The 22,364-nt window shown below is 61.9% G+C and carries 14 protein-coding genes, 1 tRNA gene and 2 pseudogenes; 10 read left to right on the forward strand and 7 right to left on the reverse strand.

The annotated features are described in order from the left end of the window. Positions 1–69: 69 nt before the first annotated feature. From ABD050_RS23340 to cofE, 4 genes are all read right to left on the reverse strand, one after another. Positions 70–855, reverse strand: coding sequence for an SDR family NAD(P)-dependent oxidoreductase (locus tag ABD050_RS23340; protein ID WP_343891924.1), 786 nt, complete (start codon positions 853–855; stop codon positions 70–72). A gap of 30 nt (positions 856–885) precedes the next feature. Then, entirely contained in the window at positions 886–2,349 is a 1,464-nt protein-coding gene (locus ABD050_RS23345) for an MATE family efflux transporter (protein ID WP_343891925.1), read from the reverse strand. A gap of 489 nt (positions 2,350–2,838) precedes the next feature. Then, entirely contained in the window at positions 2,839–3,777 is a 939-nt protein-coding gene (cofD, locus tag ABD050_RS23350) for a 2-phospho-L-lactate transferase (protein ID WP_343891926.1), read from the reverse strand. Then, the gene (gene cofE / locus ABD050_RS23355; protein ID WP_343891927.1) at positions 3,774–4,538 is read right to left on the reverse strand and encodes a coenzyme F420-0:L-glutamate ligase; all 765 of its coding nucleotides are present in this window, start codon (positions 4,536–4,538) and stop codon (positions 3,774–3,776) included. Before cofE ends, cofD begins: the two co-directional genes overlap by 4 nt. Before the next feature lie 298 nt (positions 4,539–4,836). Here cofE and ABD050_RS23360 point away from each other — a divergent pair, with 298 nt between their 5' ends. After that, a complete protein-coding gene (locus ABD050_RS23360; protein WP_343891928.1) occupies positions 4,837–5,964 on the forward strand; it encodes a GGDEF domain-containing protein in 1,128 nt (375 codons plus the stop codon). Between the two features lie 273 nt (positions 5,965–6,237). Next, entirely contained in the window at positions 6,238–8,127 is a 1,890-nt protein-coding gene (locus tag ABD050_RS23365; protein WP_343891929.1) for a bifunctional diguanylate cyclase/phosphodiesterase, read from the forward strand. 225 nt (positions 8,128–8,352) lie between these two features. On the opposite strand, the gene ABD050_RS23370 is transcribed toward ABD050_RS23365, so the two are convergent. Next, positions 8,353–9,258, reverse strand: a complete 906-nt coding sequence (locus ABD050_RS23370) for an AraC family transcriptional regulator (protein WP_343891930.1) — start codon at positions 9,256–9,258, stop codon at positions 8,353–8,355. A gap of 122 nt (positions 9,259–9,380) precedes the next feature. On the opposite strand from ABD050_RS23370, the gene ABD050_RS23375 reads away from it, so the two are divergent. Together ABD050_RS23375 and ABD050_RS23380 are read left to right on the forward strand one after the other, a co-directional pair. Next, positions 9,381–10,124, forward strand: coding sequence for an SDR family NAD(P)-dependent oxidoreductase (locus tag ABD050_RS23375; protein WP_343891931.1), 744 nt, complete (start codon positions 9,381–9,383; stop codon positions 10,122–10,124). 54 nt (positions 10,125–10,178) lie between these two features. Next, the gene (locus tag ABD050_RS23380) at positions 10,179–10,493 is read left to right on the forward strand and encodes a hypothetical protein (RefSeq protein WP_343891932.1); all 315 of its coding nucleotides are present in this window, start codon (positions 10,179–10,181) and stop codon (positions 10,491–10,493) included. A gap of 42 nt (positions 10,494–10,535) precedes the next feature. Here ABD050_RS23380 and ABD050_RS23385 read toward each other — a convergent pair whose 3' ends face one another. Continuing rightward, complete coding sequence (locus tag ABD050_RS23385) at positions 10,536–11,399, reverse strand: LysR family transcriptional regulator (protein ID WP_343891933.1); 864 nt, start codon at positions 11,397–11,399, stop codon at positions 10,536–10,538. Between the two features lie 106 nt (positions 11,400–11,505). Between ABD050_RS23385 and ABD050_RS23390 the strand changes: the two genes are divergently transcribed. Beyond that, the gene (locus tag ABD050_RS23390) at positions 11,506–12,504 is read left to right on the forward strand and encodes a zinc-dependent alcohol dehydrogenase family protein (protein ID WP_343891934.1); all 999 of its coding nucleotides are present in this window, start codon (positions 11,506–11,508) and stop codon (positions 12,502–12,504) included. A 205-nt stretch (positions 12,505–12,709) separates the two neighbouring features. On the opposite strand, the gene ABD050_RS23395 is transcribed toward ABD050_RS23390, so the two are convergent. Then, positions 12,710–12,783, reverse strand: a tRNA-Gly gene (locus tag ABD050_RS23395). Positions 12,784–13,158: 375 nt separating this feature from the next. Between ABD050_RS23395 and ABD050_RS23400 the strand changes: the two genes are divergently transcribed. The 5 genes and pseudogenes from ABD050_RS23400 to putA all read left to right on the forward strand — a co-directional run. After that, positions 13,159–14,031 (forward strand): IS5 family transposase, encoded by an 873-nt coding sequence (locus ABD050_RS23400; protein ID WP_343891935.1) that lies wholly within the window; start codon positions 13,159–13,161, stop codon positions 14,029–14,031. 235 nt (positions 14,032–14,266) lie between these two features. Beyond that, positions 14,267–15,288: pseudogene (locus tag ABD050_RS23405) on the forward strand (IS110 family RNA-guided transposase). 848 nt (positions 15,289–16,136) lie between these two features. After that, positions 16,137–16,475, forward strand: coding sequence for a tRNA-binding protein (locus ABD050_RS23410; protein WP_343891936.1), 339 nt, complete (start codon positions 16,137–16,139; stop codon positions 16,473–16,475). Positions 16,476–16,650: 175 nt separating this feature from the next. Then, positions 16,651–18,918: a methyltransferase domain-containing protein gene (locus tag ABD050_RS23415; RefSeq protein WP_343891937.1), complete on the forward strand. Its 2,268-nt coding sequence runs from the start codon at positions 16,651–16,653 to the stop codon at positions 18,916–18,918. Positions 18,919–19,402: 484 nt separating this feature from the next. Next, positions 19,403–22,300 (forward strand): annotated as a pseudogene (putA, locus tag ABD050_RS23420) (bifunctional proline dehydrogenase/L-glutamate gamma-semialdehyde dehydrogenase PutA); the annotation flags it as partial. Positions 22,301–22,364: the final 64 nt, after the last annotated feature.

Genomic DNA, 22,364 nt, shown 5'->3' on the forward strand with positions numbered 1-22,364 from the left:
GATCGGAGATCGGCCGGACAGCACCCGCTGCCCGGCCGATCTTCGTTGGAGGCCCTGAGGCCCGCGGCGCTACCGCTTCATCGCGCCGGCCATCGCCATCAGGGCATCGCGCCGGGGCATTGCCAGGAGCCGGTCGAAGCTGGCTCGGTAATGATCGCTGCTGATGAAGGTCGGCCCTTTCCGGATATTCTCCATGGTCAGGCGAACCACGTCGTCGGCTGACATCACATTCTGCAGTTTCGAGAGGTCGATGCCCTGCCTCTCCGCCGCCTCGGACTCCGTCGCCCCGGGGCACAGGGTCAGGACGTCGATGCCGTCCGGTCTGAGCTCAGCCCACAGCGCCTCCCCCAGCGACACCACGAGCGCCTTGGTCGCGGCATAGGCGGCGGAATAGGGACAGCCGATAAGGCCTTCGACCGAGGCGGTCAGGATCAGCCCGCCCCGCTTGCGGGCACGCAGGCGCGGGATGAAACCATGGGCGAGCTGCATCGGCACGGTGCAGTTGACCATCACCATGTCGGCCATTGCGCTTGAGTCATTGGCGGCATGCTCGCCCTTCATGCCGAAGCCGGCATTGCTGACCACCAGGCCGATGTCGAGCGAGCGGGTTGCCTCGAGAATCGCCTGCGACGCCAGCGGATCGGCGAGATCGACCTGCAGCGCCCGCGTCCGAATGCCATGGTCGCGCGACAGCGTCGCGGCCAACGCCTCGAGCCGCTCGATGCGCCGTGCGACGAGCACGAGATCCAGCCTGCGCGCGGCGAGCGCCTCGGCAAAGGCCTTGCCGATGCCCGACGAAGCCCCCGTGACGAGGGCGACGGGGCCGTAGGCCTCAGCGAAATCAAGCACGTCCATCCTGTGTCTCCCCACGATCTTACCGCCGGTTCACCCCGCAGGATGAACCCGCCCGGTCGGCTCCGATTCGCTCTGCACCAGCTCGTCGACTTCCTCGCGCGACGGTTCGGCCAGCAGCCTGATCCTGCGCCACCCGCCGTAACGGTAATAGAGGGCGGTCAGGATCGCCGCGATGCCGTAGCCGACCGGGAAGCTCCACCAGATCGCGTCGGCGCCCCATGCCGGGCCGAGCGCATAGGCGAAGCCGAACCTGCCCGGCACCAGCGCGACGGTGGCGATGAGGAGCGGCATCAGCGTCGCGCCATTGGCCCGCGGCACGGCGCCGAGCACCATCATCACGCCGGAGATGATATAGCTCCAGCTCGCCAGCAGGCTGATGTGCCGGGCGATCGCGATCGCCCGGTCGTCATGGCCGAGGAACCAGCCGAGCACGAACCGGTCCGGCAGCGTGACGCTGAGCACCAGCGCGCCCGTCAACGCCAGGTTGATCACCATGCCGGCTCCGGTAATCCTGCCGATGCGGTCCCAGCGGCCGGCGCCGATATTCTGCGCCACCATCGCGCTCACCGCCGCGCCGACCGCTACCGCCGGCATCTGGATATAGGTCCAGAGCTGGTTGGTCGCGCCGTACGCGGCGACGGTGGTGGTGCCGTGGCGGTTGACCAGTCCCATCATCGCCAGCGACGCGACGGTGACCACGATCATCTGCAGGCCCATCGGCGCGCCTTTGCGCATGATCGTGAAAACGAGGTCGCGCGCCGGGATCAGATAGTGGAACTCGCGGCCACGCAGGCGGATACCGAGGTCGCGCCGGTAGATGTAGCCGAACAGCAGCGACACCGAGACATAATTGGCGATCAGGCCGGCAGCCGCCGAGCCGGCAATGCCCATTTTCGGCATCGGCCCGAGGCCAAGGATGAGGACCGGATTGAGCCCGACATCGATCAGGGCGCCGGGAATGACCAGCAGGAGCGGCGTCAGCGAGTCTCCCGTCCCGCGCAGCGCCATCTGCAGGAAGAGGATCATCAGCCCTGCGGGGACGCCGATGAAGGTGACGCGCGCATAGACAAGCGCCTGGGGATAGACGTCGGCGGGCGTCACCAGGAGGCGCAGGATCGCCGGCGACGCCAGCCAGCCGCCGACTCCCGTCACAAGCCCGAGCAGGAGAAACAGCGCGACGCCAGCCCCGACGAGCCGCCTCACCCCGTCAAGATCGCGCCGCCCCATCGTCTGGCCGATCAGGATGGCGACCGCCATGCCGAAGCCGAAGCTCAGCGCATAGACCATGAACATGATGAGGTTCGCGTTCGACGTCGCCGCGAGCCCGGTGACGCCGAGCAGCTGCCCGACCCACATCGCATTGATCGATCCGTTGAGCGATTGCAGCACGTTCGACACCAGGGTCGGCAGGGCGAAGGCGAGCAAGGTCGCGACGATCGGACCCGCCGTCAGGTCGTGCGTACGTTTCGGGTTCGGGCCTGTAGTGGGATTCATGCCGGTGCTGCCGCGCCTCGCGCTCGGTGTGGTCCGGGGTCCCGTGCGCAGAAGGAAGAGCCTCGCCCGACGCCCCGACGATACGCAAACGGGTCGACAAGGGAAGGTCCTCCGCGGAGAAATCCCCGGCGCGGTATTCGGTGCTCGAGGCTGCCGACGGTGCCGTTTTCGCTGTTATCGCCCCGGAACAGGGAAAGAACAGCGAAGAAATTTTTTTCGGGCTGTTTTTCGCCAATTTGTTGGAAATATTATCATTTTTGATCAGAGGCTTAACCAAGGTTTTCGCTGTTATTCGATAACAGGGAAACCGAGATGCGGAACAGCGAAGCCGCGACGGGATAACAGCGAAAGATTCAAGCCATAACAGCGAAACCCGATTCAACGGTGCGGCGACAACGGATCTGATGATGCGGTTCCTCATCATCGGGACGCTGACATGTTCGCCCGTGAAGTTGAATCGCGGCGGACCCTGAAACGCGTCCAGGGTGACTAGCGTGTCGTGCGTGCGGCCAGATCGAGGGCGGCGTGCGCGACGCGGAGGCGGTCGTCCAGGGTCAGCATGAGCGTGTCGCAGAAATCATGTGCGGTCTCAGGCAAGGGTGCGCCACGATCGCGCTCGTCGACCAGCAGCGCATCGATGATCCCGGCATAATGATCGGCGATGGCGCGGGGGGTTGCCGGCATGCCGAGCTCGTCCATCAATTTGCGGGTCGGCCCCTTGACTGCGTCGCCCCCCACCAGAGGGGAGACCGCGACGACCGGCGCCACGGCGCTGGCCAGGGCGGCGCGAATGCCCGGCACGGCGAGGATCGGATCGATGCTGAGATAGGGATTGGAGGGCGCGATGAGGATCGCCTTCGTATCCGGGCTGGTCAGGCGGGCGATGACATCCGGGCCGGGCAGGGCCTGTTCGGCCCCGTCGAACCGGACCGCTGTCGCGCGGGGTGCGCAGCGGCGCTCAACGAAATAGCGCTGGAAGGGCAGGGGCCCCTCATCGGTGTCGAGCCAGGTTGCCACCGGCTGGTCGCTCATCGGCAGGATTTCGGCGGCGACATGCCATGACCGGCCATAGTCCGCCATGACGTCAGTCAGCGTCCGCCCGGCCTGTAATCGCCGGCTACGCTCGACATGCAGCGCGAGATCGCCATCGCCGAGCTGGAACCAGTCCTCGCCGCCCAGCGTGCGGAGCACCGCCATGAAATTCCAGCTTTCGCTCGCCCTGCCCCAACCGCGTTCTTCGTCGGATTTGCCGGAAAGCGTGTAGAGCAACGTATCGAGATCGGGCGAGATCCACAGCCCCAAATGGCGGAAATCGTCGCCGGTATTGACGATCGCGGTCACTGATTCAGCGGGCACGGCGTGGCACAGGCCAAGGGCGAGCTTGGCGCCGCCGACCCCGCCGGTCAGGACGACGATGCGACCGCTCATCGAAACAGATCCTCGGCGGCGGGGCGGAGCAGCGCCCGCGCCGGCGATGCGTGCGCACTGTGCAGCGCGACGCCGCGCACGATAGCGGCGGGAATGCCCTCGGCTGCTTCGCCCATGATCAGCCCCGCGGCGGAAGCAACGGCGTCGGCCAGCGCGACCTGGGTCACGCCCAGGATGCGCCCATTGCGATCGGCCTTGCCGCGTTCGTCGACGATCGACGCCAGCCCGGCGGCGCCGATCGCAACATTGACCACGCCGTTCCGCCACGGCCTGCCGAAACTGTCGGAAATCACCACCGCGACGCTTTGGCCGGTGCGCCGATACACCGTGTCACGGATCCCTTCGGCGGACGCATCGGGGTCGAGCGGCAGCAACAGGATGCGGTCTTCGCCGCCCGGGCCGAGATTGGACTGGTCGATCCCGGCATTGGCCATCACCATGCCGAGCCGGTGCCTGGTGATCAGCACGAAGGGAGCGCTGCGTACCACCGCCTCCGATTCGCGCAGGATCATCTCGACCAGCCGCGGATCCTTGCGTGTCACCGCGGCCAGTTCTTCCGCCTCGGGCGAGGGAACGATGTGGCGCAGGTCGCAATAGCGGCCTTCGGCCTTCGAGACGATCTTCTGAGTCACCACCAGGATGTCGCCATCGCTCAGCGCGATTGCGTCGTCCCCCTCCATGGCGTCGGTCAGCACGCGCGCGAGGTCGGTGCCCGGCGTGATTTCGCCGACCCCTTTTACGGGAAGGATGGATATCGTCACGCCTGTTCCGTATGCAGCCCGAGCGACCGGGGGAACCCTCTTTGTAGATGCGGCTTTTTCAGCGCGCCGACGATCTTCATTTTATCACAGATACTTAGGCACGCGGTCGGCCTCACACTTCTGCGGATCGCACCCGCGTGCGGCACGCCAGGCCTTATCGAAACGTTAATATGCCAGGCGCCAGAAAAGGGCCTAGTTTGATGAGTAATTGCCTGTGTGGAGTGAACGGCGTCCTATATCGGACAGGGAGATCGTCAGGTCTCTCGATCGCTGGCTTCGCTTCGTCCCCGAAATACGAATGCGCTACGAGACCGAGCAGGGTGAGGAGCGCATCGCCGCCCTTCGCAGCGCGATCTATGTCGGCGTGGCGCTCTACAACGCCTATAACCTCACCAGCATCGTATTGCTGCGCGATATCGTCTGGTTGTCGGCTGGATTTCGGGTCCTTCTGGTTACGCCGATGTCCCTTGCGCTTGCGTGGCATATCGGCCGCTTTCCCGCGCGTTTGCGCGAGCTGATGGTTCTCGGCGCCATTGTGTGCGCCTATCTGATCCCGGTCTTCCTTTTCTGGCTGACCGACGAGCCATTGGGCGCTTTCACCTTTGGCGAGTTTTCGCTGACGCTCATCTTCGGCAACATGCTTCTCCCGCTTCGCTTCCGGCATGCGGTCGTGTTCACCTGCCTGGCCTTCGTGATGACGAGCGCCGCGATCTTCACGAAGCCGGACCTCGATGCGACGCTGCGTTTCGCCTTTGCGGTTCAGCTCGCGACTGCGTGTCTCTTCAGCCTCTACGCCAACTACCGGATCGAGCGCCGCAGATGTGTGGACTATCTTTCGCAGTTGGGCGCGCGCCTTGCAGCTGAAGCGGCCGAGGCAGCCCGGAAGCAGTTTCAGGATCTGTCCAGGACGGACGCACTGACCGGCCTTCCAAATCGACGGTTCCTGAGCGAGCGCATGGACGAGTGGTTCGACGACGATCGCCCCGCAGCGGTGATGATGATCGACATCGACCATTTCAAGCTCTTCAACGACGTGCTGGGGCATCCAGCGGGCGACGATTGCCTGCGCAGCGTCGGGGCTGTGTTTGCAGCCATGGCGGCCGGCACGGATATGGTCTGCGCGCGGTTCGGCGGGGAAGAGTTCACGATTGCCGTACGGGACATCGGAGACCTGGGGGCAGCCCGCCTCGCCAGAGGCCTTGTGCAGGCAATCGAGAGCCTTGCCATTGTTCATCCGGGACGGTCGGACGGCGTTGGCGTCGTCACGGTGAGTGTCGGCGTAGCATTCAAGCTCCACGGAAAGACTGTTTCCCAGGCGGAGGTTTTCGCAGCTGCCGATCGTGCACTGTATGAAGCCAAGCGTCGGGGGCGCAATCGCTTCGTCCTCGATCATGGCGTTGAGGCTCACAGGGTCCGTTCACCCTGAGGCTTCCCGCAGAACGCATTGCCGCGAACGCGGCTGATCAAAATAAACCAGGCGGCGGCCATGGTCCTGTGGCCGGCACATCGTGACCCTTGTCCGAAAAAGCGACCATTGCCTGGTGCGATTGGTCGACGTGACGACGATCAGCGATGAACGTCAGTATAGGGTCGGCTCCTACCGCCGGAATATTAACCCGTTGTTGGGCACGTTTACTCTGCCGACTTCCTACGCCCGGGCATAAGAAGGCTGGATCACCTTCTATTGGGAATACTCACCGTGTTACGGTTGCAGAATATCATCCTCGAAATGGTGGCGAAGGGCGAGGGTCTGAAACGCACCACCGACCGCCTCTGCGTCGAGGTGGAGCGGATGGTACCCGATATCATCTGCTCCGTGCTCACCGTCGACCATGCGGGCCTTCTTCATCCGCTATCAGGCCCAAGCCTTCCCGAATCCTATTCCGCGGCCCTGGATGGCCTGGCAATCGGCCCGAATACCGGCTCGTGCGGGACCGCCGCCTATCTGCAAGCGCCCGTGTCGGTAACCGACATCGAGCATGATCCGCTCTGGGCGAACTACAAACAGCTCGCATTGCCGCTCGGCTTCAAGGCTTGCTGGTCGAGCCCCATCTGCGGGTCGCAGGGGCGGGTGCTCGGGACCTTCGCCTTTTATTATCGTCGACATCGCGGTCCGAGTGAAATCGAAGAGAAAATCGTCGGCACCTGCCTCCATCTTTGCGCGATCGCGCTGGAGCGTCACGAGCGTGTTCTCGAACGCGACCGTCTGGCCAATGTCGATGGCCTGACGGGACTCTCCAATCGCGCCTGCTTCAGCGCGGCACTCGGCGCCCTGACCTGTGCTGAGCCCGGTGCATGGGCGTTGCTCGTTGCCGATCTCGACAATCTCAAGATGGTCAACGATACTTTCGGCCATCACGCCGGCGACATTCTTCTGGAAGAGGTCGCATCGCGCATCGCGGCGGCATGCGAACCCGACAAGGCCTACCGGCTTGGCGGCGACGAATTCGCCGTCATCGTTCAGGCTCCCGAAGCACTTCGCGATCTCGACGCTGCCGCCGCCCGGATTCTGGAGCGCCTGATCGAACCGGTTCAGTGCGACGGCCATCTCGTTCACCCTCAAGCGACAATCGGGGGTGCGATTCTGTCCCATGCCGACCATGGTGCGGACAGCGTGCGGCAGAATGCGGATTTTGCCCTGTACCACGCCAAGGAAACCGGCCGGGGCGGGTTCGTCCGCTATTGGCCCGGCATCGGGACCGCCATCACGCATCGCCTCTCGGCCATTCGCGACGTGGGTATCGCGCTGCGCGAGAGCCGGCTCGATGCCTATTACCAGCCGGTGGTTCGTCTCGACACCCGCGAAATCATCGGCCTTGAAGCCCTGTGCCGGCTGACGACCGAGAGCGGCGAGATCGTTTCCGCCGCGGAATTCTCTGACGCGACGTCGGACATGCTCGTCGCATCAGGCATGACCGAACTGATGCTGTCGCGGGTCGCAAGCGACATCCGGGCATGGCTCGACATGGGCATCCCGATTCAGCATGTCAGCATCAATCTCTCCGCGGCGGATTTCCAGCGCGGTGGACTTGATGCGCAGCTCATCCGGGCGTTCCAGCGCGAGAATGTCTCCCTGGAACATCTGATCGTGGAGATCACCGAAGACGTCTATCTGGGACGGGGGGCGCTGGTAGCAACGCGCGAGATCAAGGCGATACGCCGAAAGGGGCTCCGCGTGGCGCTGGACGACTTCGGCACCGGCTTCGCGTCGCTCACGCATCTGCTGACGGTTCCCGCCGACGTGATCAAGATCGACAAGTCCTTTATCGGCCGGTTAACGCCGGAGGACGCCAGCAGCGCCATTGTCGAAGGATTGTTCCTGATCGCGCGCAAGCTTGGCATTCATGTCATCGCCGAAGGAATCGAAACCGAGAGCCAATTGTCGCAGCTGCGCGATTTCGGCTGCCTGTTCGGCCAGGGCTATCTGTTTTCTCGCCCCGTGGATCGTCATGCGACGACTGACCTGCTGCTCCGCCTTGCGCAAAAGCCGGCGAAGAGCATCGCGCCACCAGGGGCCGGGCCAAGGATCCTGGCGGTGAAGGGATCGTACCCGCAGCGGGAATTTCCATGGGCTGCTGCCGCGCGCTGACGAAAATGGGAGAGCCGCTCGAGGAGGATAGGGCACATCTGCGTGGTTGCCGGCCGTGAGGGAGCGGCGGGTTGGGAAATGTCGCGTTGCGCAGCCTTTGCGGAACGGCGAGCGGACCGGCCGAACGCCGCGCTGACCGCCCCTCGAAGATGTCGCAGGCGCGGCTGGTTGCGGGTCAAGCGGCGTGAAGCCCGATGTGGCCGCCTCACGCGGCCAGACACTCCCTCAGCCGGGCCCCGTGCCCTCGACGCGCAGGCGCCGGGCCTCTTTCCGCAACCGCGCGCGATCAGCCGAGGGTGTCCAGCCGAAAAACCGTGCATATTCGCGGGAGAATTGCGACGCGCTCTCATAGCCCACATCGAAGGCGGCCGATGCGATCGACGCCGCGCCGGCGACGAGCGAGGTACGCGCCTGGAGCAGACGGATCCGCTTCTGGAACTGAAGCGGGCTCATCGCGGTCACCGCCTTGAAATGGCGATGAAACGCCGAGGGGCTCATTGCCGCCCGCGCGGCGAGCTCCTCGACGCGGAGCGGCGCGGCGAGGTTGCCGCGGATCCAGCGGATCGCGCACTGCACCCGCGCCGGCACCGCATCGGCGGTGGCCAGGCTGCGGAGAATCCAGCCCTGCGGCCCCTGCAGCACCCGATAGACGATCTCGCGTTCATAGGCGGGGGCGAGCCCGGCAACCTCTTCCGGGCGCTGCATCAGTTGCAGCATCCGCAGCCAGGCATCGAGCAATTCGGGTGTTACCGTCGACACCGAAAAGCCGCCTGCCGGGCTGTGGTCCAGGGACAGCGCTTCCGACGCGATCTGCGCGACGAGCTGCGGGTCGAGCGTCAGTGCCGCCGATAGATAGGGCGCCCCATCCGAAGCAGGACGAACGACGCCGACCGCCGGCAGATCGACCGTCATCACGAAATAGGTCGCGGGATCATAGGCCAGGCGGTGGGGTCCAATCGCGAGGGACTTGGACCCGCGCAGTATGAGGTTCACCATCGGTTCGTACACCGCCGAAAGCGCGTGTTCGGGAACCTCGCCCTCGACGATCGATACCCGCGGGATGCCGGTCGCATATCCCCTGCGCGAAGCGCCGGACGCGAGACGGATCAGCTCCGCAAGCTGCTGTTTCATCGCAGCGGCGCCCTCGCTGGTTCGGAGAGAGCAGGATCGGGCAAGAGATCAGCAGGATCAGGCACGCGCCCGCGGCGCTGCGGCGCTATCCGACACGCACTCTCATCCAGTGAGGAGCAAGCATGAGGATCGTGGTCATCACCGGCGGCAGCCGTGGGATCGGGCGCAGCGCCGCGCAGCACTGCGCGCGCGCAGGCATGGGCGTGGTCGTCACTTTCCAGCACCGCCAGGACGCCGCTGCGGACCTGGTCGGCGAGATCGTCTCCGAAGGCGGCTCCGCCGTGGCGCTGCGGCTCGATGTCGGCGATTGCAGCGCCTTTCCCGCGTTTCGTGCGCGGCTCGAGCAGATTCTGTCGGAACATTGGGACGCCCGGCGAATCGACGCGTTGGTCAACAATGCCGGCCACGGCCTGTTTCATCCGATCGATTCGGTGAGCGAGGCGGAATTCGATGGGCTGATGCGCGTACATCTGAAGGGCCCCTTTTTCCTCACCCAGACGCTGTTGCCGCTGCTCGCCGACGGTGGGCAGATCCTCAACCTCACCAGCGCCACGACGCGCGTCGCCACAGCGGGCGTGGCGCCCTATGCAGCGTTCAAGGGCGGCCTCGAAGTCCTGACCCGCTACATGGCCAAGGAATTCGGCGTGCGCGGCATCCGGGCGAACGCGATCGCACCGGGCGCGATCCGCACCGAACTGGGCGGCGGGCTTCCGGCGCCGTTCGAGGCGCTGCTCGCTTCGCAGACCGCGCTCGGCCGGATCGGCGAGCCCGAAGACGTCGGGCGGGTCATCGCCGCCATGCTGAGCGGCGCCAATGGCTGGATCAACGCCCAGACCATCGAGGTCGCCGGAGGCTACGTCATCTGAAGGCAGCGCGGGGCGACTCCTGCCCCGCCGCCAAGGTGCGAAAGGTATATCGAAATGGCCGAAGCAATCGAAATCACCAGCTTCAGGCTGATCGAGGGCAGTACAAGCGCCGACTTCGTCGCGGCGAACGATGCCGGGCTGACGCAGTGGCTCGCGCGGCAGCCGGGCTTTCTCTCGCGCGACATCGCCGAAGTCGACCACGGAAGCATCGTCGATCTGCTCCATTGGGCGTCGAAGGCACAAGCGCAGTCGGCCGCCGACCGATTGCTCGCCGAAACCGCCGATTCGGCCGTCCACGGCATGATCGACAAGCGCACGGTACAGTGGCAGCTGTCGGAAATCCGCGATTCCACGCCGCGCCGCCGATGAGCGCGAACCGTCCGCAGGGTGGTGGTTCCGGGGCTGCACCGCCTACCAGTGCTGCGATCGCTCGATCAGCAAATCGGCCAGCGCGCGCAATCGCGGCAGCCGCTTCAGATCGCGGTGATAGCCGAGCCAATTGTCGCGGGTGGGCGGGTCCTCGCCCAGATCGATCGGCTCGATCCCGGCGATGCCGTCCCCCAACGCTCGCGGCAGCACGGCCAGCCCGGCGCCGAGCGCGCATAGCTGGGCCTGGATCTCGCGGCTGTTGCTGCGCGACGCGATCGTCGCGCGCGGCAGCATCTTCATCAGCCAGCCGACGTCGGGCATCTTGCCGAATGCCGTGTCCATGACGAGCAGCCGGCAGCCTTCGCCGTCGCCGGGTTCGGCATGGCAGGCGCCGGGGCGGCCATAGACCGCGTATCGCACCGTCACCAGTCGCCGCGCGATTACCTCCGGTTCGTCGAAGGGGGCGAGCCGGATGACGAGGTCGGCCTCGCGCCGCGCGAGGCTGTACACCCGCGGATCGGTCAGGGTTTCGACCACCACGCGCGGATGCATGCCCGCGAATTCGGCGAGGACCGGCGCCAGGAGCACGCGGCCGAACCAGTCCGAACAGGAAATGCGCAGCAGGCCGTCGAGCCCAGCCTCGGTGCCGGCGAGTTCGCGCGCCACCGCCAGCGCTTCAATTTCCATCCGCTCGGCATGCCGCAGCAGCACCAGCCCCTCGTCGGTCAGCACGAAGCCGCCGCTGCCGCGCTGGAACAGAGCTGTACCGCAGGCGTGCTCGAGCGCGTGCAGGCGCCGCCCCATGGTCGGCTGCGACTGGCCGCACCGCCGCGCCGCGCCGCCGAGCGTCCCTTCGCGCGCGATGGCGAGAAAGATCGGCAGGTCGCTCCATTCCAAGGCCGCCATTTCGAGTGTCCATCAAAAATGAATGGATATAGTACATTTATGGCTATTTCCCGTCAATAATGCAGGCCCTATCTGCAGATCATTCTCTCCAACGGGACATTAGCCGATGACCTCTTCCTCCATGATCGCCGCCGTCGTCGAAACCCATGACGGCCCCTTCCATCTGCGCGATGTCGCGCTCCCTCAGCCCGGTGCCGGTGAGGTGCTGGTCCGCGTCCACGCGAGCGGCACCAACCCGCTCGATATCAAGATCCGCGCCGGGCTCGCCGCGCACGCGCGCAACCCGCTTCCGGCGACGCTTGGCCTCGACATGGCCGGCACGATCGAGCGCGTCGGAGCGGATGTTCGCGGCTTCGTGCCCGGCGACGAAGTCTATGGCATGATCGGCGGGGTAGGCGGCCTGCCCGGTACCCACGCCGAATATGCCGTCGCCGATGCGCGTCTGATCGCCCACAAGCCGGCCAACCTGTCGATGCGCGAGGCCGCGGTGCTGCCGCTCGTCGCGATCACCGCCTGGGAAGGCCTGATCGACCGCGCGCAGCTCCGCCCCGGGCAGACGGTGTTGGTGCAGGGCGGTGCCGGTGGCGTCGGCCACGCGGTCGTCCAGCTCGCGCTGGCCAGGGGCGCGACGGTTTCAGCGACCGCGCTGGGGGGCGACGACCTCGCCTATCTCGAACGCCTGGGCGCCGCCCCGATCGACGGCGGCCGCGACGTTGCTGACTATGTGCGCGCGTATGGTGACGGCAACGGGTTCGACATCGTCTACGACACCGGCGGCGGTGCGTTGCTCGATGCGTCATTCCATGCCGTGCGCCGCTTCGGCCATGTCGTGAGCAGCCTTGGCTGGGGGCAGCATCTGCTGGCGCCGCTCTCCTTCCGTCAGGCCAGCTATTCGGGCGTGTTCACGTTGCAGCCTCTAATCGACGGCGAAGGCCGCGGGCATTTCGGCGAGATCCTCGCCGAACTCACCACCCTGGTCGAACAGGGCAAGCTGCTGCCGCGGCTCGATCCGCGGGAGTTCACGCTCGCGACGCTCGCTGAAGCCTATGCCGCGCTCGAAGCGCGCGACGGCGCGGGCAAGATCGCCATCACGGCGACTACCTGATCGCACATCGCATTGCCGGCGTGATCCAACTCGCCGCCAGCGTGCCGAACGATGGGTACAGCCGTCTCGATGTGCTGGGGTCGCAGCAGGGCAGCTTCCCTTCGAGACCATGGTGATCGATCCAGAACGGCGTGGGATGAAGAGAAAATACCGCAGATTTCGGAAGGGCTTCACAGCCGCGGATGGACGTCGGTAATTTACGGGATGGAGCGGGTGAAGGGAATCGAACCCTCGTCGTAAGCTTGGGAAGCTTCTGCTCTGCCATTGAGCTACACCCGCATTTCAAGTACTTAGGGCACCTGAAACAAACTTCTGTCTCTCTTTTGTCTCCTACACCGTGGTTGTCGCTGCCGCGTCGCTTGCGGCCTCTTTATCAAATCCCCTCGTGATGGAAAGACGGGAAATGCTTTTCGTCGCTGGTGGGGGAGGCGGGCGAGACGTGGCAAGGTTGCCGCTTTCCGAGGCTCTCAGTTTCAAGGCCCGGTTCATCGAAAAGGCTTGATGCTCCGAATTGGTGGTGGATGGCACAAGCGGGCCAGGCGACAACAAAGCCGTTGAAAGACCTTCGCTGTTAGAGCCAGTCCGAAAAAGAAGTTGGGTGATATCAGTTGTTTGTGATTCAATCGGTGTTGCGAAGCATCGACGGAGGATCACATGTGGACCGACACCACCCGGCAGCAGTTTGCCCGAGATGGGTTGCGCTTGCCAAGCGATTTGACCGACGCGGAATGGGCGGTTCTGGAGCCTTTGTTGGGGCCGCGTTCGCGCCGTGGCCGCCCGCCTTTGTGGAGTTATCGGCAGATCGTCGAAGCGTTGCTTTATCTGCTGCGCGGCGGGCTGCCGTGGCGGATGCTGTCACCCGGTTTGTTTCCGCCGATGATGACGGTACAGTATTATTTCTACGGCTGGCGCGATGCTGGCCTGTGGCGATCGATCAATCACACGCTGCTCATGGCGGCACGCGAGGCGGCAGGCCGCGAGGCATCGCGGTCTGCCGGCGTGATCGACAGCCAGAGCGTCAAAACCACCGAAAGCGGCGGGCCACGGGGCTATGACGCCGGCAAGAAGATCAAGGGCAGGAAGCGTCATATCGTCACCGATACGCAGGGCTTCCTCGTTGCGGCCATCGTCCACACAGCCGATGTGCAGGACCGTGACGGCGCACCCGATGTGCTCTCTAGCATCCGGTACCGCTTCCCCTGGCTGCGCCACGTCTTTGCCGATGGTGGTTATGCCGGTGACAAGCTCCGCGCGGCGCTGACCAAAATCGGCAAATGGACGATTGAGATCATCAAGCGATCCGGCACCGCAAAGGGCTTCGAGGTGCTACCCCGGCGCTGGGTTGTTGAGCGAACCTTCGCATGGCTGAACCGCAATCGCCGCCTCGCCAAAGACTTTGAACGGACCATCGAAAGCGCCACTGCGTGGCTCTATCTCGCCTCGATCCAGCTCATCACCCGAAGGGTAACTGGGGCAAATTCCCGGGCACGCAGTTGCAGCATGGAAAATGCGCATCAGGAAAATTGAGTCATTTGAGTCTGTTGGCGAAGCGCCGCTCGGCTGCTCCAGGGCGTTTTGTAGTTGCTGCCCGGGAATTTGCCCCGGCTACACCCGAAGGATCTCAAACAACTGAAATCAGACCAAATGATTATGAGTCAGATGGGTGATTGGGGCTCACCCGCCGAGTCGGTGGGTGGCTGCTCCTCGCAGATGGTAGAACGTGGTCCGCATCGAGCGGCCACAACCATGAGGAGAAGCAACCATGCGCTATTATGCCGGACTGGATGTATCGTTGGAAGAGACGGCGATCTGCATTGTCGATGAGACGGGCAAGGTGATCCGCGAGCTTCGCGGCGCCAGTGAGCCCGATGCGCTGATCGAGGCGCTGGCCGCGACCGGCCTGGGGTTCGAGCGTATCGGGCTGGAGGCATGCTCGCAGTCGTCATGGCTTCATCAGGGTCTGACGCGCGCCGGCCTGCCGGTGTTGTGCATCGAGACGCGGGCGGCGAAGGCGGCAATGGGCGCGATGCCGAACAAGACCGACCGCAATGATGCTCGTGGTCTGGCACAGATCATCCGGACCGGCTGGTATCGGGCGGTTCACGTGAAGAGCACGCCGTGCCGATCGGCGCGCGCCGCACGATGTTGAACAAGCAGCGCGACATCGAAAACGCGGTCCGTGCGGTGCTGCGGGAGGTCGGACTCAAGTTCGGGACGCCATCACGCAAGCTCTTCGCCGTCTGGGTCCGAGAGCTCGCTTCGGTCGATGCGGCCATCTCCGATATCGTCGAGCCATTGCTTGCGGTGCCCGACAGGATGGCGCGCCAGATCGAGCGGTTGACGAAGCGCGTACTGGATGCGGTCCGCGTCGAGCCGATCTGCCGGCGGCTGATGACAGTGCCAGGCGTGGGACCGCTGACCGCGCTCGCCTTCCGATCGACGGTCGATCAGCCCGAGCGCTTTCGACGATCCCGCGACGTTGGCGCCCACCTTGGTCTCACGCCCCGACGCTACCAGTCTGGCGAGACCGATATCCAGGGATGCATCAGCCGATGCGGCGATGAACTCGCGCGCACCGCGCTCTATGAGGCGGCGCACACGCTGCTGACCCGATGCCAGAAATGGTCGACACTAAAGGCGTGGGGGATGCGCGTTGCGCAACGCCGCGGCATGGCCAAGGCCCGGGTCGCTGTAGCGCGCAAGCTCGCGGTCATCCTGCATCGCATGTGGAGCGACCAGGCCGAGTTCCGTTGGGGCAAGGCGCCGGCGCTCGCAGCAGCATGAGGAGACACGAACCAGTTCCTGCCTGAAGAGGCGGAAAGCGGTCGTTCCCATGGGGACGATGGGCGGGATGACTCTCGTTGAGAGTCCGGATCCTCGGCTTTGCCGAAGGTCGCGAAACAGCTTGAGGCATCCCGCTCTCCTGACCCCATCATGCGGCAGCCCAGCGCTGACCGCGGAGAGAAGCGAGTGATCCATGGGAACGGTCACGAATATGAGGAAGCAGCTTGACCCAAGACTCCCCAATCAGAGAAGACTCTTAGATGGGGTAAAGTTCTGCGTACCATCAACGTGATCGGCGACGACCAGCGGTTCATTCCATCAGTGCGAGCAGTACTCCTACGCACCACGCTCCCGATAAAGGCGCCGGGAGCGCGGGTTTAAACCGCCCAGCGCGGGACAACACCTTTTCATGGCTCCAAATAGGAAGCATCGGTACCGCGAAGAGGCTTTCATGACGGTATCGTTCGGGTAGATTCACACTGTCGGCCGTGACGAATGCGCAGGTAACTGGGGCAAATTCCCGGGCACGCAGTTGCAGCATGGAAAATGCGCATCAGGAAAATTGAGTCATTTGAGTCTGTTGGCGAAGCGCCGCTCGGCTGCTCCAGGGCGTTTTGTAGTTGCTGCCCGGGAATTTACCCCGGCTACAATGCGCAGTACTAAATGACCACATCGGCGACCTCTCCTCCACGTCAACCGTTTGCACGGCTGACCCGAAACAATTTTTACTAGCCTCTATTTCTAACTTCTATAAACTAATAGCGAGAGCAGATCATTACCGGTGTACTCCCTCGCTTATGTAGCCACCTATTCAACACATCAGAATGTGATATTATTGGAGTAAAGCTATGAAAAATACGGCAGATTTCGATTCCTTCTCCAGTTTGGATATCCGCGTCGGAACTATCCTATCGGCGGAACCGGCGCACACCAAAAAAGCAACCTACAAGATGGAAATAGATTTTGGGCCAGAAATAGGACGAAAGATATCGTGTGGAGCATACACCAACTATGATGCGGCGTATCTGATAGGGAAGCAGATAATCGGGGTCGTGAATTTCGCGCCGAGAAAGATGGGTCCAGAAACATCAGAGGTCTTGGTTCTCGGCGTAGCCAGTAAAGATCAGGCAGGTACCGTATTTTTGACTGTGGGTGACCCCGTTGAGAACGGCAACGAGGTATTTTAACTCGCTTACAGAGGGTAAATAAATGCCTGAGGAATCAGCGTCGAGCATTTGGAGCGTAAAACTCCCGAGTTCCGTCATTTCCGTCTACTCCACACCGACTCTTTCAACAACGGTAGCAGCTTGTGTCGACAAGTGTGCGTACGCCTTCGATCGCGAGGGAAAGCAACTTTGGCGCGTGACACTCGATAATGAAGCGTGGGCGGCTTCATCCACGCGAGATGGGTTGTTTTCAGCTTTCGGAACTGCATTTAAGAAGCGATCACAAGGGACGCTGTACATCCTCGACCAGACGGGCGGGAAGGTATACTCAGACCCGGTGGGCGCTCCGGTATGGGGCCTCGACTTCGCCCCCGATGGTAAATTTCTGGCTGCCGCAACGTGGGCTGGCGAAGTGAAGATTTACGCCCTCAGGCAAGGAAAATGGACCTTAGTCAGCACCACGCTGGTCGCGGATGCTGGGGCCTATGGGGTAAGATGGGTTTCATCTGATGAGCTCGCAGCGGTATGCTACGGCTCCGGAGTTGCCATTCTCGGCGCCGATGGAAGCATTCGTACCCGCGTGCCTTCTGCCGATGTTGGGTATAACTTGGCGACAACGGATGACGGGTCCCTTTTTATCGGCGCACGAAATGGGCATTACATCAAGGTCTCCAAGGGGACGCCCGAGCTTCACAAAATCCCCGGCGCATCCCGTGCCGTTTCCGCAATATCTGTGGCCGGAAATGGTCAGATCGTTTACTGCGGCGGCTTCGATGGCCACGTCAGAGCGGTTACGTCCGAGGGCGACCTATTATGGGAGCGTGACCTAATCGGCGAGGTGTGGACGATCTGGTCATCTCGGAACGGCGAGCATATCGTAGCTGGTGTGGGAGACGGAAGTATAGTAGCCATACGGAGCGCCATTACGACGGACGCCTATGACGAATTAGTGCAGCATATCAGCAGGGTTGAAGACACGGACTTGGCTGGGCAGCGCATGCCATACATAAATGACTTTGTAGGTCGGCTTGCCTCTCTCCATCTTTATGGATTTTGCTTGCGCTATCTCGCAAAGTTTCTTGACCTTGGAACTATTTCTCATCAACTATACGAAGAGGCAGTAGCCGATTTGCTAAGGCTGTGCCCTGAGGATTCCGACGAAATCGGATCGATCTATTTTGCTAGAGCGGAAATAGAAAGAGGTCATGCCAAGAACTGGGAAGCAGGGTTATATTACCTCAGAGCGACCAGTGATCCTAGGCTGCGCCTACGTTCCTATACTGAGGCGGCAAATGCTTTTCGCTTGGAGGGTCACCCTGCAGCGGCACTCGCCTGCTTTCGAAGGGCTAGGTCAGCATCTTTGGCTGAGGATGATCTAAAGTTAATATATACTTTAGCTCGGTCTCTTGAAGATGTTGGAGAATCGAAGGCGGCGAGGGATCACTTGGACACGATTATGGTCGAGGATCAAGACTATAGAGACGTTGCCAATAGACTTAAAATATATCGCAGAGATATTAAAAAGAAATCTGACTCTGAGGTAGACTATACAGGAATAACGGTCAATCTTTTGGGGCCGGATGGGCCAACAAATGATGTCGACCCTAAGTTGAGGAAGGTGGTCGAGGCTCGGGCGTCGGAACTATCACTAGACAATAACGAACAAATTATATTTCGTAGCCTTATTGAAGATTTATATGCCAAGGGAATAATGTCGGCCGCCGGCGACGTTGACGCGGTCGGCTACGACAGAAATTCCTATATTAAGTATGATTTTTTATTGCCGGAAGATGACGTAAAGAAAAAGCTCGAGGCAATTAACATGATTAGGGTCGCCCGCTTCGCAAGCGACCTTAACACGACATTGGATGTAGGTACCGCTACGGGCAGGTATCCAGGAATATTTCGCGCGCTGGGTGCCAACGCCTTCGGCGTAGATATCGAGCCTCAAGCTATTGATTATGCGAGCTCTAAATTTGACGGGGTAGATAATAAGCCCATATTGTCGGTCGGCGACGCACGCGCGTTGGAATATGGCGATAATATGTTTGATGTCGTTACCTGCATGATGGGGACCTTTATACACATACCCATAACGGATCAGCTTACCGCGCTTCGTGAAATGTACAGAGTTTGCCGCCCAGGTGGCGTAGTGGCCATAAGTACGTGGGATGTAGAATGCCCGCACCTTACGTTTCTATCAATGTACAGCGTGAGAGAGGATGAGTTAATTATCCGGAACTCCCGCACCTTGGGTGACATGGTTGAAATGTTTAGGGAGGTTCCGTTCTCTGATATCGGAGACGTCAGGTTCGGATTGGTTCCAGACACGATCAGTTATGACCTCGGAATTGAAGATCTAGACACAGACGGGGTGAAGAGACTTTTGGAGATCGATCTCGCCGTGCGTTCATCGGCTCCGGATAAGCATGGGCAAATGTTCATTTGCTACGGAATGAAATAGGGTGTCTCTCATCTATGCTTGCCGGGCTGCTTACTTCAGCGTGAACGACAGCGAAAAGGGTACGCTCCAGGTAGGAGCGAACGGCCGAGCTTTACTTAAGAGGCCGTACTGCAGGTTAGGATGAAAAGGAGGCCCTGGCGGTCGAGTTAGTGAGTGGAACTGATACTTTACTTTATCTTAGCCCTATTTCACTCATCGCGGATTCGTCCTTACATATTATCGCTGTCGCCGCATCGTCCAACTTCCTATTTCTCTGGGATAGGCTAGATATTGAAATATAACTGTAGAGTGCGAATAGTTATCTCAAAACGAACGGAGTATAGTTAAAAATAGAGTCGAAGCGGGCGCATCCACCTTCTCCCAGTCATTGGCGGCAGCCTCTCGGCGAATTTCCTTTTCGCGTGATACAGGCAAGTCAATCGAAATTACTCTCTGCACGGCGGCCCATTCACTCCTATTCGTCTTAAGCCATACGGGGGACAGCATGAAGACTGCCCATAATGCTTCTTTCGCGCGTTTCGCTCCGCCCCTCCGGCGAGCAGACGCGTTGCGCGACGCGATTACCGCAGCGACGCGCATGCCCGAACCTGAATGCGTTCGGAAGCTGATGGATGAAGCTTTCATCCCCGTCGAGACCCGCCTCGCTGCCGCGGCTACCGCGCGGGCCCTTATCGAGCGGCTGCGCTCCAAGAACTCGCGCGGAGGCGTGCAGGCTCTGGTGCAGGAGTATGCACTGAGCAGCCATGAGGGCGTCGCGCTAATGTGCCTCGCCGAAGCTTTGCTGCGCATCCCTGACGCCGCGACGCGCGATGCGCTGATCCGCGACAAGATTGCTGTTGGAGATTGGTCAGCCCATTTCGGCGGCGGTCGTTCGCTGTTCGTCAATGCCGCGACTTGGGGCTTGGCGGTGACCGGAAAACTCATATCCGGCGCGGACGATCGTAGATTGTTAGGAGTCCTGACCCGCATGGTGGCGCGGCTCGGCGAGCCGGTGATCCGGCTCTGCGTCAGTCGCGCGATGCGCATGATGGGCGAGCAGTTCGTCACTGGCGAGACCATCGAGGAAGCTTTGAGGCGTTCGCGGAAACGTGAGGAACGCGGCTTCAGCTTCTCATATGACATGCTCGGCGAGGCCGCCACAACTGCTGCCGATGCCCAGCGTTATTATGACGATTACGAGAAAGCGATCCATGCGATCGGTAACGCTGGGAGTAGGCGGGGTCCCCACGCCGGACCTGGTATCTCGATTAAGCTCTCGGCGCTTCACCCGCGCTATTCCCGCGCGCAAGCCGAGCGTGTGATCGCCGAGTTGCTTCCGCGGGTGCGCGCGCTCGCGGTAATCGCTCGCGACTACGACATAGGCTTCAACATTGACGCGGAGGAGTCCGGCCGGGTTGAGCTGTCGCTTGATTTGATCCAGTCGTTGGCGGAAGATTCAACGCTTGATGGATGGGAAGGCCTAGGCGTTGTCGTACAGTCCTACGGCAAGCGGGCCCCACTGCTGATCGACTTCATGATCGCGCTCGCTCGGAAGACGGGACGGCGAATTATGGTCCGGCTCGTCAAGGGCGCATATTGGGACGCTGAGATCAAACGCGCGCAAGTCGATGGATTGTCCGACTATCCTGTCTACACCCGCAAAATATACACCGATGTCGCTTACATCGCTTGCGCCCACAAGCTGCTCGCCGCGAAGGACGCGGTATTCCCGCAGTTTGCCACCCATAATGCTCAGACGCTTGCGACCATCTACGAACTTGCGGGGCCACAATTCAGCGTCGGCGACTTCGAATTTCAATGCTTGCACGGCATGGGCGAGCAACTCTACGACGAGGTGGTGGGGGAAGGAAAATTGAATCGCCCTTGCCGCGTCTATGCGCCGGTTGGCACGCACGAGACGCTGCTCGCCTATTTAGTGCGGCGCCTGCTTGAGAACGGAGCCAATTCCTCTTTCGTGAAACGCGTAGGCGATGCCTCCGTTCCAGTGGAGCACCTGATCGCCGATCCGATTGAGCTCGTTCGCGCGATGGCTGTTCCGGGTGCGCCGCACGAGGCCGTCTCACTACCTTCTGCAATCTACGGCGCGCGACGCAATTCAGCTGGCCTCGATCTCAACGATGAACTGGTACTCGCGATGCTGACTAAGGCGATGTCCGAGAGTGCGCAGCTCGACTGGACGGCGGGCCCGGTCGGCGACGAAGCAAGACCCGTTTTAAATCCAGCCGACCATCGCGATATCGTGGGTTATGTGAACGAGATTGGCGCGGAGGCCGCTCAGGGGGCCTTGCACCGCGCGCAGGTGTCGTTCGAGACCTGGCGCGTCGTGTCCGTCGGGGACCGCGCATCGTGCCTTGATCGCGCGGCCGAGATAATGCAGTCTCGAATGCCTACCCTCCTCGGCCTGCTCATCCGCGAAGCTGGCAAGTCAGCCGCAAACGCCGTGTCGGAAGTGCGCGAGGCGATCGATTTCCTCCGCTACTACGCTGCCGAGGCGCGACGCAGCTTAAACTACGAAACGCATGGACTTGGTCCGGTCGTATGCATCAGCCCTTGGAACTTCCCTCTCGCCATCTTCATTGGCCAGGTTGCCGCCGCGCTCGTCGCTGGAAATAGTGTGCTCGCCAAGCCGGCGGAAGAAACGCCACTCATCGCCGCCGAGGCGGTTCGTATTTTGCGGGAATCGGGCGTTCCCGAACACGCGGTGCAATTCCTACCCGGCGACGGCGGGATTGGCGCTGCCTTGGTCGATGCTCCTAACACGGCCGCCGTGATGTTCACCGGATCGATTGAGGTCGCGCGCCTGATCCAGAAGCAGCTTGCCGGCCGCCTCTCCGCCGACGGCAAGCCGATTCCATTGATCGCTGAGACCGGCGGTCAAAATGCAATGATCGTGGATTCCTCCGCCCTCGCCGAACAGGTTGTCGTGGACGTGGTTGCCTCTGCCTTTGACAGCGCGGGACAGCGCTGCTCGGCGCTTCGAGTGCTCTGCCTGCAGGAGGACATCGCCGACCGCACGCTGGTCATGCTGAAGGGGGCGGTGCGCGAATTAAGCGTGGGCCGCACGGACAAGTTAGCCGTCGACATCGGACCGGTGATCACTGCCGATGCTCGCGAAAATATCACTCGCTACATTGCCGCCATGCGCGCCGCGGGTTGCCCCGTGGACCAAGGGCAGCTCGGCGACGAAACCCGGCACGGCACCTTTGTCCCGCCGACTATCATTGAGATTACTCACATCGCCGACCTCCGCCGGGAAGTGTTCGGCCCGGTACTCCATGTCATGCGTTATCGCAGCGATGGCCTAGATGCACTCGTTCGTGAGATAAACGCCACCGGATACGGCCTCACGTTTGGCTTGCACACGCGCCTCGACAAGAGGGTGTTGATTTCCACTGAGAGCTGACCCGGGAGGCGCACAATTTCCACTGAGAAGTGACCCATGTTCT

The sequence above is a fragment of the Sphingomonas oligophenolica genome, assembly GCF_039522915.1.
In the GTDB taxonomy this organism is placed as follows: Bacteria; Pseudomonadota; Alphaproteobacteria; order Sphingomonadales; family Sphingomonadaceae; genus Sphingomonas; species Sphingomonas oligophenolica.

Bases quoted from the DNA above. Each gene is read 5' to 3' on its own strand.
- ABD050_RS23360 (WP_343891928.1), top strand. From the start codon at position 4,837: ATGCGCTACGAGACCGAGCAGGGTGAGGAGCGCATCGCCGCCCTTCGC.
- cofD (WP_343891926.1), bottom strand. From the start codon at position 3,777: ATGAGCGGTCGCATCGTCGTCCTGACCGGCGGGGTCGGCGGCGCCAAG.
- ABD050_RS23345 (WP_343891925.1), bottom strand. From the start codon at position 2,349: ATGAATCCCACTACAGGCCCGAACCCGAAACGTACGCACGACCTGACG.
- ABD050_RS23375 (WP_343891931.1), top strand. From the start codon at position 9,381: ATGAGGATCGTGGTCATCACCGGCGGCAGCCGTGGGATCGGGCGCAGC.
- ABD050_RS23385 (WP_343891933.1), bottom strand. From the start codon at position 11,399: ATGGCGGCCTTGGAATGGAGCGACCTGCCGATCTTTCTCGCCATCGCG.
- ABD050_RS23400 (WP_343891935.1), top strand. From the start codon at position 13,159: ATGTGGACCGACACCACCCGGCAGCAGTTTGCCCGAGATGGGTTGCGC.
- ABD050_RS23340 (WP_343891924.1), bottom strand. From the start codon at position 855: ATGGACGTGCTTGATTTCGCTGAGGCCTACGGCCCCGTCGCCCTCGTC.
- ABD050_RS23390 (WP_343891934.1), top strand. From the start codon at position 11,506: ATGACCTCTTCCTCCATGATCGCCGCCGTCGTCGAAACCCATGACGGC.
- ABD050_RS23370 (WP_343891930.1), bottom strand. From the start codon at position 9,258: ATGAAACAGCAGCTTGCGGAGCTGATCCGTCTCGCGTCCGGCGCTTCG.
- ABD050_RS23380 (WP_343891932.1), top strand. From the start codon at position 10,179: ATGGCCGAAGCAATCGAAATCACCAGCTTCAGGCTGATCGAGGGCAGT.
- ABD050_RS23410 (WP_343891936.1), top strand. From the start codon at position 16,137: ATGAAAAATACGGCAGATTTCGATTCCTTCTCCAGTTTGGATATCCGC.